The organism is Pseudochelatococcus contaminans (assembly GCF_014195635.1).
GTDB lineage: Bacteria > Pseudomonadota > Alphaproteobacteria > Rhizobiales > Beijerinckiaceae > Pseudochelatococcus > Pseudochelatococcus contaminans.
This window is the reverse complement of the sequence record NZ_JACICC010000001.1, coordinates 272,564-297,186: the sequence shown is the minus strand read 5'-3', so window position 1 is coordinate 297,186 and position 24,623 is coordinate 272,564. Positions and strand designations below refer to the sequence as shown.

At 59.6% G+C, this 24,623-nt stretch carries 7 protein-coding genes; 4 read left to right on the top strand and 3 right to left on the bottom strand.

Annotated elements, in window-relative coordinates; all coding sequences use genetic code 11:
- Window positions 1–27 precede the first annotated feature (27 nt).
- Complete coding sequence (locus FHS81_RS01205) at window positions 28–6,483, bottom strand: autotransporter outer membrane beta-barrel domain-containing protein (protein WP_183750214.1); 6,456 nt, start codon at window positions 6,481–6,483, stop codon at window positions 28–30.
- A 753-nt stretch (window positions 6,484–7,236) separates the two neighbouring features.
- On the opposite strand from FHS81_RS01205, the gene FHS81_RS01200 reads away from it, so the two are divergent.
- From FHS81_RS01200 to lepB, 3 genes are all read left to right on the top strand, one after another.
- Window positions 7,237–9,432, top strand: coding sequence for an EAL domain-containing protein (locus tag FHS81_RS01200; RefSeq protein ID WP_183750213.1), 2,196 nt, complete (start codon window positions 7,237–7,239; stop codon window positions 9,430–9,432).
- 90 nt (window positions 9,433–9,522) lie between these two features.
- Entirely contained in the window at window positions 9,523–10,608 is a 1,086-nt protein-coding gene (locus tag FHS81_RS01195) for a sensor domain-containing diguanylate cyclase (RefSeq protein WP_246374354.1), read from the top strand.
- A gap of 125 nt (window positions 10,609–10,733) precedes the next feature.
- On the top strand, window positions 10,734–11,549 hold the full coding sequence (lepB, locus tag FHS81_RS01190; protein WP_183750212.1) for a signal peptidase I: 816 nt from the start codon (window positions 10,734–10,736) through the stop codon (window positions 11,547–11,549).
- A 75-nt stretch (window positions 11,550–11,624) separates the two neighbouring features.
- Here the strand turns inward: lepB and FHS81_RS01185 are convergent, their stop codons facing one another.
- Both FHS81_RS01185 and FHS81_RS01180 read right to left on the bottom strand, forming a co-directional pair.
- Window positions 11,625–12,563 carry an AEC family transporter gene (locus tag FHS81_RS01185; RefSeq protein WP_183750211.1) on the bottom strand — a complete coding sequence of 313 codons (939 nt, stop codon included), beginning with the start codon at window positions 12,561–12,563 and terminating at the stop codon, window positions 11,625–11,627.
- 88 nt (window positions 12,564–12,651) lie between these two features.
- On the bottom strand, window positions 12,652–13,434 hold the full coding sequence (locus FHS81_RS01180) for an alpha/beta fold hydrolase (protein WP_183750210.1): 783 nt from the start codon (window positions 13,432–13,434) through the stop codon (window positions 12,652–12,654).
- A gap of 622 nt (window positions 13,435–14,056) precedes the next feature.
- Here FHS81_RS01180 and FHS81_RS01175 point away from each other — a divergent pair.
- Complete coding sequence (locus FHS81_RS01175) at window positions 14,057–24,559, top strand: cadherin-like domain-containing protein (protein ID WP_183750209.1); 10,503 nt, start codon at window positions 14,057–14,059, stop codon at window positions 24,557–24,559.
- Window positions 24,560–24,623: the final 64 nt, after the last annotated feature.

The window sequence follows — 24,623 nt, the reverse complement described above, 5'->3', positions numbered from 1 at the left end:
CGGCGCGATGCGTCGGGGACTTTTTTGTCAGAATTTGATGGACATGCGGCCGGACGCTTCATGCCGCGTATAGTTCTCACCGATCTTCGCCTTGTATTCGGCACGCAACTCAAGTTGATCGTTGCTGAACAACTGCAAGCCTGCTCCAAGATCGAGATAATGCTGGTCCATCGCGTGCGTCGCGGTGAAGCGGGGAGCCTCGTGGCCAAAGCTGACCTTTCTATCCAGATCGCCATCGTGCAGGAAGGTTCCACCGATCGAGGCGAAGGGGCGCAGCCACGTCTTTTCGCTGATGTCGATGCGCGTGCCAACCTCAACGAACGGGCTGGCCGAGAGGGTCCATTCCTTCATCGCGCCGAAGTGATAAGCATACGGGAAGTTGCCCTGGCTCACGAAGCTTGGCACGTAGGTATGCACGACATCCAGATCGACAGCCGGGCGGATGTAGAAGTTCCCAAGCGCCAGTTCATACGATGCCCGGAACCCCAGAGCGCCGGTCCAGACATCGCTGTTGCCTTCGCTGAACCAGTTCTGGTTACCAACCTTGATGTTATGGCTGGTGTCGTAGGAGCCGTAGCCGAAGTGCCCGGAAACCGCGAACAGCCACGGACCCATCTGGCGCTTCAACGCCGCCGCGACATTACCGCCCTTGCCCCTGCTGGTCAGGTGGCCGCTGTGGCTGTCGAGTTCGCTGGAGAAATACGAGCCCGACACGCCGAGGAACCAGTCCGGGGCGATTTCCCACTGTGCACCGACGCGATAGCTGAACTCATCCTGCTTGTAGCCATGGCTGGACTTGTTCTTGGCGAAGGCGCCGGAGATACGGCCCCAGACGCACTGGGTTTCGCCAAGGGTCACGCCGGCGTCGATGAAGACGGGGCAGCTCAGAGGTGTTTTCAGCGAAACCTTCGCACCGTTCGTTTCCGCCGCGGCGGTCGAGGAATATTGCGACGGATCGAGGCGGTTGATGGCTTCCGCGTACTGGGCAGTGGAGTGAATTTCGCGGGCTGCGATACCGAAGAGGTTGGCAAGCGAGGTTTGCTTCGGATCATCCCACACCGTCTGCAAATTCGTCAGCATCGTTCTCTGGGCTGTGGTGAGCGGGATGCCTTGACTGGTCGCGCTGCCCACGAAATCGGCTTTCGGTGTGATGGATTGCCCGCTGTAGGTTGACGTCCACGTAATCGGGCTGCCGGGGTTGGCGGCAACATCAACGTACATCCGTCCGTCAACGGGCTTGCTGAAGATCCAATAATCTCTTTTCAGCAGACCAGTCATCACATTCGGAACGATCTGTGTCTTTAACACGTAGGGATTACTCGAGGGGCCATTAAGCTGCAGATACAACTGGCCGCCTACGTTAATAGCATCATGGCTGATCACCCCGGCTGTTGTGGCATTGACGTCAACAAGTAGCGTCCCGCTCCGTACATCCATACTGCCGACGTTTAGAGTGGAAATATTATTGATGCCACCGACATCAAGTGTGCCCCCAAAAATTATGAACGCGCCATTACCGACGCTAACTGTACCAGTGCCGGCCCGGGAAGTGTAATAACCGGACTGATTGCCATTACTTTCCACATGAAAGTAATTGACTTCCGTGGTAGAGGTGGGGTTATCCGTCAGAATGACATCGCCGGACAGCTTGCCATACAGTTTGACAAACTCACTGCCGCCTGCGTAGGCGAGGATCGCAACACCCGAGGCTGCTGAAACATTAGCCCCTGCACCGATGGTGATGATATTCATGTTGTTGTCGTCAGATCCCTTCCCGCCACCGTCAATGCGGATTGCAGAGGTCAGATCTCGCCCTGGATCCCCCCAACCACCGACGAAGTTACCGCCATCCAGTGTGATATGGATGCGACCGCCAGTTGAGTTGGGATCGATCGTACCGTAGTCCGTCTGTTTGCCGCTCTGGGCCAGAATTGCATAAGCATAATGACCGGTGGCATGGATGGAACCGTTATAGTTGATGTCGATGTTCCCACCATTGCCGCTGGCATTGGGGCGGGCCAAAACACCGCTTCGGCCCGGCTGAAGCGTGTAATAATCGTCCACGTTCGTCCAGGTGCCGCCGCCGCCGCCAATCGACTGCGCGAAGATACCATGCGCGCCTTTGCCCGTGGTGTTGATGTAAGCGTAGTTGTTGGCATTTCCCATCTGGATGCTGACATGCCCGCCATTACCCGACGCATGCTCGCTGCTCACGAAATCATGCGACTTATCCACGCGTCCCAGATAACCGCCGCCGCCGCCGATCGATTGCGCAAGGACAGCATGCGCGCCGTCGCCGCTGGTCGTGATATAGGCGTTGGACTGCTTTGCGAGATTGAGGATCACCTCGCCGCCATTGCCGCTGCTGCCACCTTTGCCGCCAATTGTGAAGGTGTGATCTTTTATGATGCTCGCTTTGCCGGTGGTGCTGGAAAGACCGCCGCCGCCGCCAATCGACTGCGCCATGATGCCAAAGGCGGCTTCACCACTCGTCGTAATGCTGCCGCCAGAATGGTTGACGGTAGCACTGTCGCCGTTGCCGCCTGCACCGCCTGTTCCGCCGATATCCAACGTCACGTGGGCCTCTTCGAGCGCCTTTTTCTTCAACTCCTTGATATGCTCTTCAGCACTCTCCGCTTTCAGCAGCTTCGTGCCGGCGGCGCCAAGGATCGTGGCGATCTTGTCCGTGACCTCCAGCCGCTCCTTGATCTTCTCCACCTCGCTTTCTGTGGCATCCGAGTCGTCACCCAGATTCAGGACGGCAGCGCCGCCGCCGCCGCCGATCGACTGCGCGACAAGCGCATGCGACTCGATACCGGAGGTCTGAACAGAGCCGGAGTTGGTGATCGTGACAGTGCCGCCATTGTTGCCGGAGCCACCGTTGCCGCCGATATTGAGGTTGGCGGTGATTTTCTTGGATGTAGAACTGCTTGATCCACCCCCGACGCCGCCGCCGCCGCCAATCGATTGGCCGAATATGCCGTAGGAAGCATCGCGCAGGGTCGTGACAGTGCCGCTATTCGTAATATCAACAGCCCCGCCAATGCTGCCGTGGCCGCCCTTTCCGCCGACGCCGAGATTGAGGTTGACCTGGTTGCCATTCCCGTTCAACGAACCGCCCAGCCCGCCGACCCCGCCGCCGCCGCCGATCGACTGCGCGAAAACGCCGTAGGACGCGTTGCCCGCGGTGGAGATCGTTCCATCATTGGTGACGGTTACACCATCACTTGAACCGGCAACGCCGCCTTGACCGCCCACTCCAACTGTCAGCGACAGGCTGGGGTATTTGGCTTCAGGTTCCTTTTTCTTGCCCTCGGCATCGATATCGCCATCCTTGATGGCCTTGTCTTTGCTCTTCTCGTAATCTTTCGTCAGTTCAGAGCCCTTGAGGCCGCTAAGAAGCTTTTCCTTGAACTCTTTCTCGAAGTTGTCAGCAACACCCGTGCTTTGAACAACATCGACCAGACCTTTGATGATATCGTAGTCATCCTTATAGCCATGCTTAACCGCCCACTGCATCACGTAGTCATAGCCGATGATTTGCTTGACCTTTGCGATGAATTTACCACCAATATCGGGGAACATCTCTTTTTCGGCTGTCAGGCTGCCGCCGTTACCGCCGCCACCGCCGATCGACTGCGCGAAAATGCCATGAGAACCATCTTGCTCGGTGGCAATGACGGCGCCGGTCTCGTTGGTGACCTTGACAAGACCGCCCGTGCCGCCGCTGCCGCCTGTAGCGCCGACGCCGACCGTGAAGGTCAGCCTGCCTTCAGCGGCATTGGCATAGTTGCCGCTGTTACCGCCGCCGCCGCCGATCGACTGCGCAAAAATGCCATGAGAGTTGGAGCCCTGTGTGCGGATCGTCGAGTGCAAACCGGTATTGGTCACAGTCACCTCACCGCCGTGACCGCCACTGCCGCCGGAGCCGCCCAGCGTAACCTGGATTGCCGGTATTTCGCCAATCTTCGATTCCGACAGCCACTTGCTGATCGTGTCACCGAAAATGATGCCGGTTCCGGCCGAGGAGTCGGCGCTGCCGCCGTTACCGCCGCCGCCGCCGACAGACTGCACAAAAATGCCGTGGGCAAATACACCCACGGTCGTAATGGTTCCCCCTGTGTCATTTTGCACCGTGACGGTCGAGCCATTGCCGCCGCCGCCGCCTTTACCGCCGATGGATACATTGATCGCAGCGCCAATACCTTCGATCTTATAGATGTCGGCGAGCGCCGTCGAACTACCGCCGCTACCGCCGCCGCCGCCAACGGACTGACCATAGATGCCGTAAGCACCGTTACCGGAGGTCGTGATCGTACCGCGGGAATTCGTAATGGAAACCTTCGATGCATGGCCTGCCTGGCCGCCAGATGCGCCGACCGCCACCGGTATGCCGAAAGCGTATTGGGAAGCCGAAAAGACAAAGCTGGTTGCACCGCCGCCATCGCCGCCGCCGCCACCGATGCTTTGGCCGCTTATGCCGTGAGAGCTGGTGCCAAGCGTCCTGATGCTGCCGGTGTTCGTGATGTTGACATCGCCGCCAGTGGCTCCGGAGCCCCCTGAGCCGCCGATGCCAACGGAAACGTCAACGGACGGAAAATCTCCAGCGCCGAAAGCAGCGGATGCCGCAGAAGCGGAACCAGCATGACCGCCGCCGCCGCCGATCGACTGGGCGTAGATGCCGGAGGAATTCTCGCCGGACGTCGAAATCATGGCATTGTTAGTGATATCGACTGTGCCGCCCGTACTGCCTGAACCGCCCGCGCCGCCGATTGCGACGGAAATCGATGTGACGATGCCGACGCTGTGGGCCTTGGCGACACCGCCCGCACCGCCGCCGCCGCCGATCGACTGGGCGAACACAGCCGCGGCCGAATCGCCGTGAGTAACGATTTGCCCGGCGGTATTGCTGACGTTAACCGAGCTGGCAGCTCCCCCCGGACCACCATCCCCGCCGAGAGCAACCGCGACAAACAGGCCTTCCGAGGTCGCGTTACCGCCCTGGCCGCCCATACCGCCAAGGCTTTGGGCAAGAACGGCCGCAGCATCACTGCCCTGCGTTTCGATGCTGCCGGCGTTCGTCACCGTCACTGAACCGGCTGCCCCACCATGCGACCCCGAGCCGCCGGCATGCGTGCCATTGCCGCCATGTCCGCTGGTTTGATCGGCAAAGGGGTTATAATAGCCTGCATTGAGACCACCGCCGAAGGATTGCGCCAGAATGGCGAAGGCCCCTTCGCCCCGCGTTACGATCGAGCCGCCAGCCTTGTTTGTGACGGCCACCGTGCCGGCACTGCCGTTACTGCCAGCATCGGCGCCTTTGCCCAAACCGCTGGCGCCTGACCCGCCTAACCCGCCTATGGAATAGGCGGCGATGCCAAAGCTGTTCAGTCCGGAGGTGTCGATCATACCGAAGTTGTCAACGGCCACCGGCATACCGAGGCCGCCGTTGCCGCCGGCGGCGGCTATAAGGTTATTCTGCTGTTGCGTGCCAGTTCCACCAATACTCTGCGCGATGATGGCCGGAGACTCGCTGCCGCTTGTTTTGATCGTACCCGCGTTGCTGACAGCTACGCCTTTACTACGTCCCCCGCTTCCGCCATGGTTCGGGACTTGGTACCAAGAGTTGGTAACACCCTGCTTGATGCCGCCGCCAGTGGCGCCAACACTGTCCGCAATCAGCCCGGGAGAATTGGTGCCGTTCGTGCTGATCAACGCACCAGCAGACACAGTGGCCGATACATCACCACCGTTCGGGGGATCCTTGATGAAGTCATTGACAAGAGCCTGGCTTGAAACGCCCCAGCCGGTATTACCCCCCGAACTTGAAATCCATACGCCCGGATATCTGTCACCCGTTGTCGTAACCGCAGAATGCAGATCGAAGGTTACATCGTTTCCGTGACCGCCTTTTCCGCGACCTTTGTCCGCGCCATAGGCCTCCCCGCCTTGTCCGCCCTGAGAATAGAGAAAGATGAGCGGAATGGTATTGGCATTCCGCACACTCTCGAACCTTAAACGGTAATCCCCTTCATCAGTCCACCCGCCCTGGCCGAGCGATTGGCTGAGGTTACCATTATCGGTTTTTATCGTCAGCTCGGCGTAGGCAGCGTTGGCCGCACGATGACCTGACAAATTGCCATATTGGGTCAGAGTGACCGTGCCGCCAGAGCCGGCATAGGTGCCATTACTATCGGAAGTAGTAACGCCCCGCCCGCCAAACGACCACATGACAATGCCACGATCGTTGACGACATCGAGATTGCTGTAATGATTGTTGTCGAGCAGGAGGTTAGCAGCAGCCTGCCCGTCGTAGCCTAGAGAAGTCTTCAGACTGGTGTAAGTCTCATCAGTCGACGAACTCGTCTGCGCGCCCGCCGGCGCGGCGATATGAGCCATGCCGATTGCGAGAGACAACGTACTGATACCTGCCAGAAAACCCTTGGCAACACTTCGTTTGTTCGTGGAGAAAGCAACGGACATTCTGCCCCCCGGAAAAAATAATTTAAAGCAAGCCGAAAAATACTGAGCCATAAAAATAAAAATCAACGCAGATTATATACATCTATAAATTGACTTATAAATCATATTAAATACAATCCAAAATTATATTTTTAAATAAGAAATATTTCTGATATTATTAGTTTTATATATTTTTATATAAAAAATATCAATATAAATACAAATTTTAAATACAAATACTCATAAGATTATTTTTATATTCCATCAACTTATTGTCCGCAGCAATAATTGATTACATATGACCAAAGGTCACTGGCAGAAGCACCGTTTTTCCTTTTCATAACAATGGGATACGATCCATCTCACAAGCAAGAAAGAATATAGTCGGCCTTTCATGGAATGTTCGCCCAATTAAGCTTGACACATATTGCAGCGCCAGTTGCAAATTTAACACACGCCGGCGCTTACCGCTCCGTCGCGGACGATCGAGGCGGGAAACTCCAGTGCCCGTCTTCATTCCTCGCTCTGTGGTGCTGTTGCCAGCATTCGTGCAACGGGTGTATGTTATGGACATGTATAATGGTATAGATGACGAGTTTCGGGACAACGGAGTGCAACTGCCCACTCTACAGCGCAAATCGCGCTCAAGTGGATCTGGTGAATTAAGCGCAATTCGCCGTGAAATAAATAACTGGAGCACCAGACGGTCGATAATATGTGGCTGTGTGGCGCTCTGAATCATGTCTATCGTTGTCGCCAACGGAGTATGGGCGAATGACAGAAACGCCCATGATGCTGGATGAGCACCATCAGGTCTTGTTACTGGCGCTTGCACAAACGCATACGCCTATCGTGACCCTTGATGCGGCCCGGCATATTATTCACGTCAATGAGGCATTCACCACGGTTCTCGGATACCAGCCCGAAGAGGTGATTGGCCGCAGTCCCGCAAGCTTCCTGATAAGCCAGGCTATGAACTGCAAGGAAATGGAAGCATATCAGCAGAAAGAGTGGGGCAAGCGCCAGGTCAAATCCGAAACGCTCGTTCGCCGGCAAAACGGCGATGATATGTGGATGCGGATCGACAGCATGCCGATTATCGAGCCCGAGCAGTCCCCCCTCGCGGGTTATTCCGTCGATATCATGATCGACATTACCGAAGACTGGCTCATCCGGGATCTGGAGCGCAACACCCTGCACGCGCTTGTCAGCAACCTCTCCTACCACGAGCTTGGAAACTATATGTGCCGGAGCGTCAGGGAGATTGCCCCGGATATCGTTCCCTCCATTCTGCGTGTGGATGCCGACAATCTGCTGCGGCCATGGGCCGTATCGATGCTGCCCGCGCCTTACAATGCCGCAATAGACGGCGTGCAGGCAGCCAACGGTCTGGGAAGCTGCGGAACCGCGGTGGCACGCGGAGAGCCCATCATTTCCGAGGATATCGCGACGGACCCCATCTGGGCATCCATCGCCCATCTGGCGTTGCCGCATGGTTTACGGGCTTGCTGGTCGTTTCCTATCTGGTTGCGGGATGGCCGGGTCGGCGGCACCTTCGCCTTCTATTCCAAAAAACCGGCCAAACCCTCGCCACTCCATCTGCGCGTCATCGATACTTGCGTGAAGCTTTGCTCGCTGGCTATAGAACGAGAGGAAAGCCGGATACAGGCAACGCGACTGATGCATTTCGATGCGCTGACCGGCTTGCCGAACCGCAACTCCCTGCATAATTATGTCGATGATTTCCTCGCCGGCAACCCCGCGAAACCCGCAGCTTTTTTCTGCATCGATATCGATCGCTTCTCCGAGTTCAACGATGCTCTTGGCCATGCTTTTGGTGACAGGATTCTGGTTGAAATTGCCACGCGCCTGCAGCAGCAACTTCTTCCGGGTGAGTTCCTTAGCCGGGGAGACGGGTCAGAGTTCATCATCGTCGCCCCCATCTGCGACGTACGCGCCGCCGCGCGCAGGGCGGAAAATCTGCGCAAGCTTTTCAGTCGCAAAATCGAAGTCGCGGAGCATCTGCTGAGTGTCTCGGCCACGACAGGCATCAGTATATACCCGGCTAATGGCAGAGATCGCAGCACCCTCCTCGGAGCTGCCGCCAACGCCATGCGCCATGCCAAGACGATCGGCAGCGGCACGTTCCAGTTCTTCAACCCGGAAATGAACCAGATCGTGCAGGAGCGACTGCTGCTGAGCACGCTGCTGGTGCGCGCGATTGAACAAGGCCGCCTGAGCCTGCACTATCAACCCCAGGTCAGAACAGGCGGCGAAATTTACGGTGTCGAGGCGCTGTCACGCTGGCGCGACCCCCGCCACGGCGATATTCCGCCCAGCCGCTTCATCGAGCTGGCGGAGGATCGAGGATTGATCGCGCCCATCGGCCGCTGGGCATTGCGAGAGGCATGCAGGCAACTGGCGATATGGCGCTCCGAAGCACGACCAATTCCAACTGTCGCCGTCAACCTGTCGCCGCTGAACTTTCTCGAAAACGATTTGCCGGATTTCATTGCTCAACTCTTCAATGAATATACGCTTGAAGGCCGCGATCTGACGATTGAGATCACTGAAAGCGCCGCAATGGCCCTGACGACAGACATGCTGGCCACCGTCAACAATATCCGTGCTCTTGGCGTCGGATTATCCGTCGACGACTTCGGCACTGGTTTCTCAAGCCTGTCGCGTCTCATCACGTTGCCGGTCACGGAGATCAAAATCGACCGTTCGTTCATCAACAGGTTTCAGGAAGCGAAGCGCCATCGCCTGCTCGTGGAAGCCGTGATCGGACTTGGCCGCAGCCTTGATTTGACGGTTGTCGCCGAAGGGGTTGAAACATTGCCCCAACGCACTCTTCTGGAAGCTTTGGGGTGCCCGGTATTACAGGGTTATTTCATTTCCCCCGCCTTGAGCGCCCCTCGCCTCACAGAATGGCTCCACACACATGCATCAACGGAGCGGAATGGCTGAGAGATCCCCGCCATTTCGTTCCGGTAGCTGACCTGCGGCAACCTATTGATAAATTTACGCCCTTTGCGATAACGGAAAATACATAATTGCTTGGTATATTTCGCAATTGTCCAGTTTAAATTTAACTATACTGCAAGCCTTTATTTCAGTACAAAAAGATTTATTCCGCGCTTAGATTTGCTTCATGAAATTCGAGAGCTGGCACACACAATGAGAGAACTGCTTGAACGCGCAGCCAATAATACGGCGTTCTCATATCGCGATCTCCATATTATTCTCGATGCCCTTCCCATCCCGGTATCGTTGGCGTCCCTGCCCGGCAGGGAAATCCGGTTCGTCAACCGGGCATTCCGGACCATATTCGGCTACAGCGATACGGATTTCAGCACGGTCGATGCATGGATAGACGGTGCCTATCTCTATGAAGACGATCGTCAGAGGGCGCGTCTTTGCTGGAATGAACTATGGCATTCGGGAAATTCCACTGGCATCGGTGAAATAGAACCTTTGCAGGTGAGCATCAAATGCGCGGACGGGCGAGTGTTGACCATTCAGCGTCAGGGTATCGTGCTGCGTGACATCGGGATGGCCATCGCCACGTTCGAGGATATTTCCAGCCGAAAGATCGCCGAAGAAGCACTGCGCCGGGTTGCCTTGGAAGATCCTCTGACCGGCCTGCCTAACCGCCGCATGCTTCAGGATGCATGGCGGCATTTCGTGGCCGCAGTGGATGCATCGCATCAAAGTACATCTCATGCCGCTGCAGCTATTTTGATCGCGGACATCGATGGCTTCAAAAAGATCAATGACCAGTTCGGTCATGATGTGGGAGATAAGGCGCTGATTGCAGTGGCCCGGCGGTTGCAGCAAAGCGTGCGCGCCGGTGACATCGTCTGCCGGCTCGGAGGCGACGAGTTTGCGATTTTGCTGCTGAATCTCGATCAGCCGGGACAGGCGGGAGAGATCTGCGAACGTATTATCGGCTCCATAGCAAAGCCGCTACAGCTTGAGGATAACCTCGCAACCGTTGGTCTCAGCATCGGTGTCAGTCTCTATCCACAGGATGGCGGCGACCTTCACACCCTGATGAAAAGCGCCGATGTCGCGCTTTATCACGTGAAACGATCCGGTAAAGGATCGTGGGCGTGGTATCGTGGTCTTCAGAGCGTTGAATAACGATCGGAAGCGCTCTGCGAACAGTCCCGTTCCCTTCGCCGATCACAATGAATACGCTTGAGCCGATCGAGCAAATGCTGACATAAAGCGCCATCAGGCAAGTGGATACCGCACGGACATCGCGCATGAATCTTCCCGAAAACAAAAACCCTCCCGACAATAAACTGCCCACGCCAAAGCCCGGCCATGACCAGGCCACGCCGACAACGCGCGGCAGCGGCATCGGCGATGTCATCAAAGTCGTGCTGCAGGCGCTGCTGGTGGCCTTCGTTATTCGGGTATTGCTGTTTCAGCCGTTCATGATCCCGTCGGGGTCAATGATTCCGACGCTGCTGGTTGGCGATTATCTGTTCGTGTCGAAATTCTCATATGGTTATTCGCGTTATTCGCTGCCCTGGCAAATCATTCCCTTCAACGGCCGCATCTGGGGCGCGGAGCCAAAACGCGGCGATGTCGCCGTGTTCGCCTCGCCCACCGGCGATGGCTCCGATTATGTGAAACGCGTGATCGGCCTGCCGGGCGATACGGTCCAGATGGTCGACAATGTTCTCGTCATCAACGGCGAGCGGGTGAAACGCGAACGCGTCGGCACCTTCCCGGATGCCGACCAGTGGGGCAAACCCATCGACGCACCGCTCTATCGCGAAACTCTGCCCGGCGGTGTCAGCTATGTCATCATGGAGCGCGAAGGCGCGGGCAGCTACTGGGCCAACACCTTCCTCTACAAGGTGCCGGAAGGACACTATTTCATGATGGGCGACAACCGCGACAATTCGGTGGACTCGCGCGACCTCGCCTCACTTGGCTACGTACCGCTGGAAAACTTCATCGGCCGCGCCGATACCATATTCTTCTCGCTGGATGAGAACACGCCCGCATGGAAGCTGTGGCAGTGGCCTTCGGCGGTGCGGTGGGATCGCGTCTTCACATCGATCCGCTGATACCGCGTTCGACTTGCCGGGCGTTCGACTTGCCGGGCGTTCGACTTGCCGAGCGTTCGACTTGCCGGACTGTCGTCAGGATGCCCCGGCGCCGATGAACCACAGCCAGAACGTCATACTGACCACAGATGCCAGTGTCGTCATGGAAATCGCATTCGACGCCAGCGCCTCACCGGACCTGTAGCGCACGGCGACGAGATAACCATTGATGCCACTGGGCAGCGCCGCGAAAGTGACGGCAACCGCAGCGAATGTCGGCGACATGTCGAAAACGTGAAAAGCCAGAAACCACACGATGAGCGGATGCACGATCATCTTGAGCACGGTGACGGCTGCCGTGGGGCCAAGGTTTCCGCGCAGGCCATAACGCGCCAACGCCATGCCCAGCGCCACCAGCGTCACCGGAGCGGCTGCCGTTGCGAGCTGGTCGATAACCGCCGTCGCGAGGCCCGGCAGCGGCAGATGCGTCACGCGGACAATGGCACCCAGAACAATGGCCAGAATGATCGGATTTGTCGCCAGCGCGCGCAGCGTCACCATCAAACGTCTGCCGCCACCGTCCGGCCCGGCGCGTGACAACAGCACCGCCGCCGCCAGCATGATGATCGGCAGATGGACGGCGATGAGCAGGAACATCGGCAACGCGCCCGGCTCCCCGAACACCATCATGATGAGCGGAATACCCAGCATCACCGTGTTCGACTGCCCGGCGGAGAAGCCGTAGATCACCGCTTCGGACGTGTTTGCATTGAACACCCGCCGCGCCATGATCATCGCCAGCGCCCAGACCGCGGCAACCCCCAGAAAATAGGCTGACCAATAGGCCCAGGGAATCGTCGCCGGGGTATCCCCCTGGGACAGCATGCGGAAGATGAGTGCGGGAATGGCAAGGGTCGCCACGAAATCGGACACGCCAATCGACGTGCTTTCAGAGAGTATACCCAACCGCGCGACCACCCAGCCCAGCCCGATGAGCCCAAAAACCGGCAAGACGAGTGGCAGAATATGGTTCATCGGTATGAGACAATCCGGGTATCAGACAGGCTGCGCATAATCTGGACATAAATTCCGGCAAGAATCCCCGCAAGGCGCGAGCGCGCTTTCAGCCGTTCACGTAGACATCATCCAGAAACGCCAGAACACCTTGCTTGTGCACGCGGTCACCCACAGCCAGGTTGTGATCGCGACCGGGAATATCGAGGAAGCGCCCGTTGGGGAACAGCGCCGCCAGTTCCTCACCAGACCCGGCTATGGGATCGCGCGAGCCAACGGCGACCAGCACAGGCAGGGTGGTTTTCTCGATCTCCTCGACCAGAAGGGAATTGCGCGATCCGCGAATACAGGCCGCCAGCGCCTGCAAGTCGCTGCGATTCTGTTCCGCAAAGGCGCGGAACATGCGCTCGGTCGGGTCGGTCAGCGTATCGACAGAAGGAGCCTCCAACGCCTCGGCGATGCGCGGCGGCAGGCCGACACCACGAACAAGGTGAATGCCAAGCCCGGAAATCACAGCCGCCGCAACCCGCTCCGGATGGCGGAAAACGAGTTCCGCTGTATTGCGCGCACCCATCGAATAGCCCATCACCGCCGCCTGCGGCAGATCGAGATGATCGAGCAGCCGGCGCGCGTCTTCCGCCATTTCACGGGTTGTGTAAGCCTCGGGATCGTACAGCTTCTCGCTTTCGCCATGGCCGCGATTGTCGAGCGCTATCACCCGGTAGCCTGCACGGCCGAGAGTGGTCGTCCACGATGTATTGACCCAGTTCACGACATGCGTGGAAGCAAAGCCGTGAATGAGCAGTACAGGCCGCCCGGCTGCCGGCGTTTCTTCCAGCGGCGGCAGATCGACATAGTTGATGCGCACACCGGCGGACGAAAAGGATTGCATGGGGACTAAACCTCGAATGGTCGCCGGACGCCGGATATCCAGAGTCAAAATTCCACGGCATCCTGCGTTCAATACGGCCCAGCAAGCCAAACGCATGACGCTCTGGATCGAGGCATAAAGCACGGCCCGGATTTATGCAAGGCCGGCTCACCAACACACTGATATTGATTATGTATTCTCATGATCATGCGGCGCGCGACGGCACTGGACAGCCTGCGATACACCGGGCGCATCCGGCACCGATCATCCCGTCAAGCGCATTGGCGCAGCAAGTTCAACGTCATTAATCACATGTGCATCGCGCCGCCTGCGTCAAATTTATGACAAAATGAATACTCGATGATCGCAAGATCAATATTTAATATAAAAGTCAGAAAACAAGATCAAATTTATATTTATTTTTAAAAATTACAATATATTTGTATTAAAAACTATTTCTAGTTTTAATATTTGCCTTATGTTTATATAAAATACTTTGTTGACAAAAGGTTATACTATAAGTAGGAAGCTATTCTTTATTTATGAGAGCCGACTAATCGGCGGCATGCAGTCTTTTAAATACTTGCCGCAGAAAAAACGGCTGTTTCCCCCTGGCGAACGGTCGCCAGACGCTGGAGGACCCATGAAACGCGAGAACGGTTTTGGTGGAATTGCAGCCCGGAAGCGGCGGGCTGGTGATGGCAATGCATCTGCATCGAACCTGAAAAACGCAGAAGCTTCCTGCATTCAGGTTCCGAGCCTTGTTCAGGGGCCGGTCGTCGTCGCGCGCCCGATCCCTGCTCGTTCCCCTGCCCTGGCATGCACTTCAGGCACTGTTCTTACCCCGGGTCTTGCTCTTGCGCTTGAGCCGCGTTTCATGTTTGACGCTGCCGGCGTGGCCACAGGCGCAACCGTCGCCGCGGATGCGGATGCTTCTTCCCGCCAACAGAATACTGGCGCTGCTGATACCGCAGGTGACGCAACTGCAGCCGACGCCGGCGTCGCGGACACACCCGCCGATGTCGGGCCGTTCGGCAGCAAGGCCGAAGCGCAGCTTATCCAGGCGCAGTCCTCCAACGACACGCCCGTTGCCGATATCGTCTTCGTCGATGCGCGGGTGCCGGACATCGACGCGTTGCAGGCGCGCTCCGGGGTCGAGGTCGTCATCCTCGATCCGGCGCGGGACGGTATCTCGCAGGTCAACGCGGCGTTGGCGGGATATGAGGGCAGCCTGTCCTCCATCCAGTTCATCAGCCATGGCGAGAATGGCGCGTTCGGCGTCGGCGGCACGACCGTCAATGCCGCAACGCTGGCGGACAGGGGAGCCGAGATCGCCCGGTGGGCCACGGCCCTCACCAGCGATGCCGACATCCTGATCTGGGGATGTGACGTGGCCGGCAATGCCTCCGGGCAAGCGCTGATCAACAGCCTCGCCACGCTGACGGGAGCTGATGTCGCGGCCTCCACCGACACCACGGGCGCACAGCTCCTGGGTGGCGACTGGGATCTGGAGGCCCGGACCGGCACCATCGAAACCGCCCTGCCGTTCGAAGCTGCGGCCCTTGCCGCATGGGGTCATGCCCTCGACACGCCGACGATCACCGGGCCTGAAGGCACGCTGCGCGTGGCGGAGCCCAGCGCTCTCAACACGGCCGGCGCCGACAGGGTGTCTCTCGCCGACTGGCAGTTGACCAGCGCGAAGGCTGGCGACCAGTTCACCGTCAGCGCCATCGTGGCCGATACGGATGTGGGTGCGCTCACCGATGCCGGTGGTCAGGGAACTGCCGTAAACGGCGGCTTCACCTTCACCGGCACGCTTGATCAGGTCAACGGCTGGCTTGACCAGCTCGTCTTTGCCGCCGCCGATACGGAACTCGGCGCGACATCCGCAGCCACGACGTTGACGCTCACGGTCACCAATCTGAGTGACGAAGCCAATCCGTCAAGCAGCCGCGCCATCAATGTCGAGGTGACGCCCTCCAACGATCCCGTGGCCGTCAACGACGGCGCGCTGACTGTTGTGGAAGGGTCGATTGGCACGGTCGTGACACCGGACGCGCTCAATGCCATCGATCCGGAAGTCCTGAAAGGCAGCCAGCATAACGCCCAGATCGTCTATCGCCTCGACGCCGAGCCTGCCCACGGTTATCTGACGCTGGGCGGCACGCGTATCGGCAGCGGCTCCGTCTTCACGCAGAAAGACGTGGTCGACGGCAAGCTGAAATACATTCACACCGCCAAGGGGAGCCTGCAAAACACCGCCGACAGCTTCTCCGTGCTGGTCAATGACGGCGCAACCCCGATCGATCTGTCCGACACGGCCACCGTCGCCATTACCATCACCCCGGTGAATCAGGCGCCGTCGATTGGCGGAAGCGGGGCCATTTACGAAGGTCAGCCAGCCAACGCCACCGTCAACGGTGTGCCGCAATCCGTCGTGGGGCAATTCATCACGGCGAGCGGCGGCGGCGATCCGCAGGATACCGCAGACGCCTTGTCCGTGCGTCTGACATCGCTTGCCGGGCACGGAACACTGTACTTCAGCGGCACCGCCACGATTGATGGCGTCGATCAGATGCTCGACAATCATGCCATCACCCAGGACGACATCAATAGAGGTTTCACGTTCGCCTACAGCGACCGGGGCGGCCTGACTTATGCCAACAATGGTGTGGACGATCCGGCCACACGTCGCCCGCCGGCTGACAGTTTCGGCGTTGAAGTGATCGACGCCGGCGGTGGTACCGGGGTGCCTGCCACGGCTGCCGGCACGATCAGCCTCAACATCCGTGCAGTGAACGACGAACCCGTCTGGGTCGAAACCAGCACACGCACCGCCACGGTCGATAACAGCTTCATCGTGCCGCTGACGGCAGCCATGCTCAACGCAACGGATGTGGACTCCGCCGATGCGAACATCACATTTCTGGTTACCGAGCAGTCGCAACTCGACCAAGGGCGTCTTGTCCTCGACAACGGCGGCACAAAGACGTTCATCCCTGCCGGTGGCACCTTCACCCTGGCGGATGTGAAAGCCGGGCGCGTTTCCTATTATCAGCTTGCAGGCGCGAAGGCTGGCGATACCGACGCGTTCACCTTTCAGGTGCTGGACAACGCGGTTTCGCCGCACTGGGATGCCAGCGGCAACCAGTTCGAACGCCCGGGCGGCATTTATAACGGGCCGCTGCCGACTGACAAGCTGCGCGACTTCACGTTCACCATCAACCTGCAGGAAACGCCCACGGGTACCGGCGTGGGTGGCGGCATCGACGATCCTACGCGCGCGATCAGCACCATTTCGTCGAACTATGCCGGTCAGAAGCCGGGCGATGTCACGCGCGGCCATCTTCAGGAAGGCGGCACTGTTACCCTCGGCGACGGATCGGGCACGAATCCCGGCCTGTCGTACACGGCGGATGGCGTCACCCCGGAGCAGGTGGTCTATACGATCCGCGGCTTCGAGGGTGGTGATTTCGGCGGTTGGAACGGTAGCCTGCAGAAGCAGGTCGATGGCGGCGGCTGGGTCGCGCTCGATGTCTATGACACGTTCACGCAGGCCGATCTGAACAAGGGCCGGGTGCGTTACGTCCATAACGGCGGCGAAGACTTCGAGTCGCGCGTCAATCTGCGTGCCTCGGCGGGTATTCTCGTCGATGACGGCGCCGGTGGCCTGACGCCAGACGAGTGGAATACCGGCTTCACCTTCTATGTCACACCGGTTAACGATGCCCCGGTCGCAACGGGTTCATCCACCAATGTCATCGCAGAAGGGTCTTCGCTGGCCCTCACCACGGCGCACCTGCGCATCAACGACGCGGATGACGCCACCAGCGAGGCTTACCTCGAAGACAGTGAGACGCTGCAAGGCGGCGGCGACAACTTCGCCTACAACAATGGCGACCTCCTGACCTTCCAGCTCTCGGAACTGCCGACGCACGGCCATTTGGAATTCAGGGACGACAGCGGCAACTGGCAGAGCGTTACACTCTCCACCGTGCTTCAGGCGAACTGGATCACCGGCGATTCCGCAACGACGCGCCTGCGTTATGTCCACGACGGCGGCGAAGGCACGACGGATTCAATCAAGGTCAGGGCAACGGATCGCTGGGGCGCGACGTCCGATATCGCAACCGTATCCTTCGTGACCATTCCGAAGAACGACCCGCCGCAGATCGCCAACCTGCCGACAGCGGCAGACCCGGTTCTGCCCGCCGGTGAGACCGCGCCTGACGCGGTGACCGGCCCTGCTGCCAACAATCCGCTGCTGCTGCCCTATGAGGGCGCCTTCTCGCAGATCACGGCTGCGATGCTGCATGCGGTCGATCCCGACAGCACCGCCGAGCAGGTGCAATATCGCATCACCGCCGCACCGGCGCACGGCCGCATCGCCTACTCGACGGACGGTGTGCGCTTCACCACGATCGCGGTGGGCTCATCCTTCACGCAGGCCGATGTCGACGCCGGCCGCATCTATTACCTGCATAACGGCGACGAATCCGCCAACAGCGCCTATCCGAACGCACCGGACGACAAGTTCGTGTTCACGTTGTCGGATGGCGCGGCTGAGCAGACCGGCAATGAGTTCTGGATCTACGTCCAGCCGGCGAACGACCCGCCGCGCGTGAACGCCCCGACGGGGCCTGTGCCTGTTGCCGATACCCCGACCGCGCTGCCGGGATTCAGCGTCACAGACCCGGATCTGACGCAGGTGGTTTCCGGCGAGCAGGACTTCCTGCAGGTCGTTGTTCGCTTGCTGGACAAGAACGGCAACCCGTTCTCCGCCACTGATTACGCCGGCGCCACCATCGGTTACGCCGCCAGCGGCGTCGTGGTGGTCGATGGCAAGGCCGGTGCGGGCGACTATCTCGTGCTGCAGGGAACGCGGGCGCAGATCAACGGTGCCCTTGCCGGCCTCACCGTCGGCTTCGCGGGTGATCGCGATGAGGTCTATCAGGTGCAGGTCGTCGCCGACGACCGCCTGCGCGAAGCAAATGGCACGCTGCAAGGCGGGGCCAACGGCGGCACACAGAACCAGCCGAAGCCGCTGCTCACTCCGGCAACGCCAGTGCCAGCGACGGAGCTTGATTACTATAGCGCCAGGACCATTCCCGACACGTTGGCCGGCAACGTCGCCGCTTCTGCGGTCACGATTTACGCCTCGACCGACAACGATCCTGCGACGCTGACCGTCACCAAGAACAACCTCGACCTCTACGAGGATCAGGTCACCAACATCGGCGGTCAGATCGTTTTCGACATCACGGATGCAGAGTCGGATGCGTTCGGCACGCCCGTCACCGTGACGCTGTCCGTGCCAAGCGGGACGCTCAATGTCGGCAGCACGTTGCCGGCGGGTATTGCTTCGGTCGGCGGACGCGGCACCGGGACGCTGACTGTTACCGGCACGGCATCCACCATCGAAGCTTTCCTCAACAGCTCGCTGACCTATCAGAGTGCGTCCAACGTCAATCACGACCTGAACGGCGCGGCGGACGGCGACGTCACGCTCACTGTCTCGTTCAGCGACACAGGTTCGCAGATCGGCTCAGGCGGCGCCCAGAACCCGGCACCCGTGGACATCGCACTGACCATTCTTCCCGTCAACGACCCCCCGACTGTCTCGGTCAGCGGCAGCGGGACAATTGTCGCGACGGGCGAAATTGCCGTTCCCGGTTTCTCGGTTGGCGATGTCGATATCAACGGCGATGCCGGAGGCATTGCTGCCGGCGAGGCAGATTTCCTGCAAGTCACCGTCCGCGTCACCAATACGAACGGTGTGCCGCTGGCGGCAAACGATTACGCGAACGGAACGGAAGATTTCATCACCATCAAGTCGACGACAGCGCCTGCCGGCCTCGTCGTGGACGGCACTTATGACGGCACAGGTTCAGTGCTGGTTCTCCGGGGCTCGCTCACAGACATCAACACGTATCTTGCCGGCCTGACCGTCAATTTCTCCGGGCCGCTGAGCAATAACGATGCACCGTTACAGGTACAGGTTATTGCTGACGACCGGATGCGTGACATCAATACCGGCGCCCTGACGGGAACCGCGGCCAATGGCGGCGAGAACAACAAAACCGGCGGCGGTACGCAAGCAGTGCCGATCACCGTGTTCGACCCCTATGTTCATTCGACGGGACAGCTCGGAAGTCTCAACCTCCTGACCAACGTGCATGCCGCGCACCGCACCATTTTCCCGACATCGGTAAACGATCCGGCGACGATTGAAGTGCCAAGCCAGCGGCAGAACGAAGGTAGTGCAACCTACAGGCTGAACGGTATCGTCATCGCCGACCCGGATGCCGTAGGCTCACCTTTCGACGTCACCGTCAAGCTTGATCCTGGCTTCACCTTCGCCGCACTGAATGGCGGGGGGGCGCTCTCGGATGGCAACACCACAGCCAAGTTCAGGGGTACGCAGACGCAGATCAGCAACTGGGTCAACAACCTCACGGTTAATCTGCCTGTCACGGATGGCCTCGCGACGGACTGGAACGGCAGCTTCGGAGTCACCATCACCGTTGACGATAACGGCAACCATGGCAGCCGGCCCGGCAGTCTCGTCGGCGACACGGACGACACGTCCAGCAATCCGGGTGACTTCGACTACAAGAACGGCACGGACCCCGATCTCGTCACCACGCGCAGCTTCACTGTCACCATCGGGGCGGTCAACGATGCGCCGGTCGTGCAGCAGGTGGGCGGCAGCACGGAGACCTCACTCGGCACGATCAACGAGGACACCGTCAACCCGGCAGGCAAGACGGTGGAAGACCTGTTCCGCCCCTACTTCACCGACAGCATCGACACGATTGCCAGCGGTTCCGACTCCGACAACTTTGCCGGCGTGGTCGTGAACGGACTTGCAACGAACCCTGATCAAGGCGTTTGGCAATATTCAACCGATAACGGCGCCAGCTGGACGGAGATTGGCGCGCGTAACGACGCCACCGGCCTTTATCTCGCCAGCGATGCTCTCATCCGCTTCGTGCCGGCGGCCGATTTCCACGGCGCGCCTGCCAAGCTCACGGTCCGCCTCGCGGAAGACAACGCCTACGACGATAATCCCACCGGCCCGGCATTGCCGGCCAGCGGCAATCAGGTGGATGTTTCCAGCGGGAACAACGGCGGCACGACACACTACAGCACCGGCACCGTGACGCTCGGTGTAACTGTCGCGAACGTCAACGACCGGCCGACGATCAGCAATGCAACCTTGCCACAGATAGTCGAGGACAGCACGAACCCGGCGGGCCGGACAGTCAGCCAGTTGTTCGGCGACTCGTTCGGCGATGGTGCCGACAACCAGAGCGCTATCGCAGGCGGCGGCAATGCCAGCACGCCGCTGGGAGGCATTGCCATCGTCGGCAATGCGGCGGATCCGGCACAGGGTGTCTGGCAGTATCATGCCGGCTCCGGCTGGGTCGATGTTTCAACATCGCTCTCCGATGCCTCTACACTGCTTCTGCCGCCAGATACTCTCATCCGTTTTCTGCCCGCGCCTGACTACAACGGCACGCCGGGTGGTCTGACAGTCCGTGCAACGGATACGCCTGTCGCGGCCATTCAGGTCGGGGCTGACATCACAGGTGATGTCAGCGATGTCGCCGGCAGCACCAGCCACTGGTCCGTCACAAAAACCCTGACCACCTCGGTTTCGCCGGTCAACGACGCGCCCGTGCTATCAGGTACAACGCTCGACGGCGCAACCGTCAACGTAACCGAACGCGACGGAGTCAACACGGGAACAACCACTGTAAACCTCGTGACCGGCTCAGTGCTGCGGGACATCGACACGGCGACCACGCCAGGTCTCGACGCCGGGACTTTCGGTGCAGGCCGGATCGAGGTGACACTGGGGAATTACGCTCCCGGCGATTTGCTGACGACCACCATCCAGCCGGCAGGCGTTCAGGTCAACACTGTCATCGACGCAGCCGGTTGGACGCTCGTTATCTCGCTGGACGCGGACACGACCTATGCCGAAGTGCAGTCCATTCTCGATGGGATCGTCTTCCGCAATACCAGTGACAATCCGACCGACTTCGGCAACAAGACAACCCGCCCCTACACCATCGTCATCTACGATGGTGTCAACACCGATCCGCAGGGCGACACGGCTGGCGCCGGAGGTTCACTGCGCTCTAATGAACTGACCGGCATTATTCGTATCGCGGCGGAGAACGATCCGCCTGTAGCGCATAACAACACGAACCGGGTTGTGGAGAGTGTCGTTACATCTGGATCCATATCCACCGCGACCGGCAATGTCATCCTCGATGCAGGCCCTGACGGCAAGGTAGACAGCGATCCCGACACGCCCGCCAGTGAACTGCGCCTCGTCAGCATCACCAGTATCTCAGGCGGCACGCAGGCGGTTGACAACACCGCGCCGGTAGAGCTTGTCGGACAATACGGCAAGCTGACCATCAACGCGGACGGCAGCTATGTCTACACGCTGAACAACGATGACCCCGCGGTCAATGGCCTCAAGACCGGCGACACCCTGTCCGACATCTTCTCGTATGTCATCTCCGACGGTGCGTTGCAGAGCAACACCGCCACCCTGACCATCGCCATTGACGGCAGGACCGATGGCACGCCTGCCATCACGCCGGCGGATGTCAACGGGCCGGGTGCAAACGGTCACGCCACCGTTTACGAGCGCGGACTGACTGACGGGGTTCCGGGCACGGGCGATGAAAGCACAACCGGCACGATTACGGTCAACGCTCCCGATGGGTTGGACAAAATCCGCATCGGCAATGTCGATGTCAGCCTGCCGCAGTTGCATGACCTTGCCGCGAACAACGTCGCTATCGATACCGGCGAAGGCACGTTGACGCTTACCGGATTTACGCCCACGGACGGCCCCGACGCCGCGCCTGTATCCGGCACCGTAACCTACACCTACGTTCTGAAGGATGCCGTCGACCAGCCGAATGCCGTCAGCAGCCTCGACAACATAGACCTGTCGGTCACGGATCGTGGCGGCGGCACGAGCAGCGGCACGCTCGTCATCCAGATCATTGACGATGTGCCGGTGGCCGTGGATGACAGCAATGCCATAACGCGCGGCGCGGCATCCGACACCGTGACTGGCAATGTCGTGACGAGCGGCCCCGGACAGGACTTGCCAGGTGCGGATGGCGCGTCGGTAACGGGTGTCACCAAGGGTGATGCGTCTGGCAGTCCCGACCTGACCGCTCCAACCGATGTCACGCCGACAAACAAGGCTGTGGTAACTGGCGAATACGGCACGCTCACTCTTTATGCCGATGGCAGCTACAGCTATACGCTCGACAACACCAACCCGACTGTCGCGGCGCTTCAGACCGGGACAACCATCGACGATGTCTTCACCTACCGACTGACGGACAGTGACGGCGATTTCGATCTGGCCACGCTGACGATTACCATCGGCGGCAAGGCTGACGGGCTGCCCGGCATCACGCCGGCGGACGTCAACGGGCCGGATGCCAATGGCCACGCGACGGTTGAAGAGCGCGGTTTGCCGGATGGCAGCGATCCCGCCTCCGGCACCGATGTTACTGGCGGCACCATCGACATTACCGCGCCGAACGGAATCAGCGGTATTTCCGTTGGAGGCCGCGATATTTCGCCCGCGGAGCTGGCAGCGCTCGGCACTCAACCGATCGTCATCACCACGCCGTCCGGCACCCTCACCCTTACCGGCTTCACGCCGACAGGCGGTCCAGCCGGTTCGCCGACATCCGGAACGCTGACCTACACCTATCAACTGGACGGCAGCGTCAGCCGTCCGGCAGGTGGCGGAGAGGTGACCGATCCGATTTCTCTCACCGTTACAGACACCTTCAATGGCAGCAGCGACGGCACGTTGACCATCAGGATCGTTGACGACGGGCCGCTGGCACAGAACGATTCCGCTGCAATCGACAAGGGAGCGGCATCGAACGCCATCACCGGCAATGTCACGCCCAATGATGTCGCGGGCGCCGATGGCTTCGGGCCGGGCGGCGCGGTGACCGGCATCGGTTTCGATCACGACGGCGACCCGTCGACACCTGCCCTGCCGCGCAATCCGGGCGAGAGCTTCGCCACGGCTTACGGCACTCTCGTCCTCAATGCGGACGGCAGCTATGTCTACACGCTGGACAAGGCAAACCCGGCCGTGATCGCGCTCGGAACCGGAGCGACGCTGCTCGAAACGTTGACCTACACCATCACCGACGCCGATGGAGATACGTCGGTCGCAACTCTCACGATCACCATCAACGGCAGCGATCCTGAGCCGGTGCTCCCCCCTGACGAGGAGATCCCTGATCAGGACATCGGAACTCCCGGTGAGCTGCCGCCTGCCATAGACATCGTGGAACCTGAAGACAATCCGATCGCGACACCTCTCGTTACCCGGACACTACCGGTAATCACCGATTGGTCGCGCGAAAACCTGCGCCCTTCCCTCGAAGGCTGGCCAATCCATCGCTATACCACCACCCGCCAGACCGTCATGCAGCAGGTGATGTTCCGCTACAGCGGCGACATGACTGCCAGCAACCTGTTCTATGAGGCCACTTTGGGCCGCAATCAGGCGCTGCCGGCGTGGATATCGTTCGATCCTTACACGCAGACCGTGATCGCGTTGCCATACGATGACGTCGAGCCCGGCGTTTACATCGTGCGTGTAGCCGCCCGTGATGCGGCAGGCAACGAGGCTGTTTCGACGGTCACCATCCACGTCCTTCAGGATAACCACAAGAGCTTCGAAGCGATCCGCACGAGGGCCGTGCCGGATGAGCCCCAGCCGGACGACCAGCCTGCACCCGGACAGCTTGAACCCGAAGTGCAGCAGCCGGAGCCGCAACCCGAAGCAACGCCGCCGCAGGAAGCTGTGCCTCCGGAAAGCTCGCCTGAAACGCCAGAGCCTTCGCCTGATGCTCCGGAAACCGCTCCTCCCGCCGAGCCGGGGGTACAGCAGGAGCCGGAGATCGAAGCCTTCCTCGACCGTGGAATCGGCCGTCAGTCCCTGACGGATATCCTGCTTCAATCCGGCACGAGCGGCCGGACGATCGAAATGGCGCAGTTGCTCGAGGCATTGGGATCGGAAGCGAGATCCACAAGCACCGTGGGAGAGGCGGCCATCGGCCGGCCAGTCCCATGAGCACCATCAATCACCGCCTTTCCAGAGTAATTTTATCAATGACAACACGAGCGAGAGTCATGCG

Bases quoted from the DNA above. Each gene is read 5' to 3' on its own strand.
- FHS81_RS01205 (WP_183750214.1), bottom strand. From the start codon at position 6,483: ATGTCCGTTGCTTTCTCCACGAACAAACGAAGTGTTGCCAAGGGTTTT.
- FHS81_RS01200 (WP_183750213.1), top strand. From the start codon at position 7,237: ATGACAGAAACGCCCATGATGCTGGATGAGCACCATCAGGTCTTGTTA.
- lepB (WP_183750212.1), top strand. From the start codon at position 10,734: ATGAATCTTCCCGAAAACAAAAACCCTCCCGACAATAAACTGCCCACG.
- FHS81_RS01185 (WP_183750211.1), bottom strand. From the start codon at position 12,563: ATGAACCATATTCTGCCACTCGTCTTGCCGGTTTTTGGGCTCATCGGG.
- FHS81_RS01180 (WP_183750210.1), bottom strand. From the start codon at position 13,434: ATGCAATCCTTTTCGTCCGCCGGTGTGCGCATCAACTATGTCGATCTG.
- FHS81_RS01175 (WP_183750209.1), top strand. From the start codon at position 14,057: ATGAAACGCGAGAACGGTTTTGGTGGAATTGCAGCCCGGAAGCGGCGG.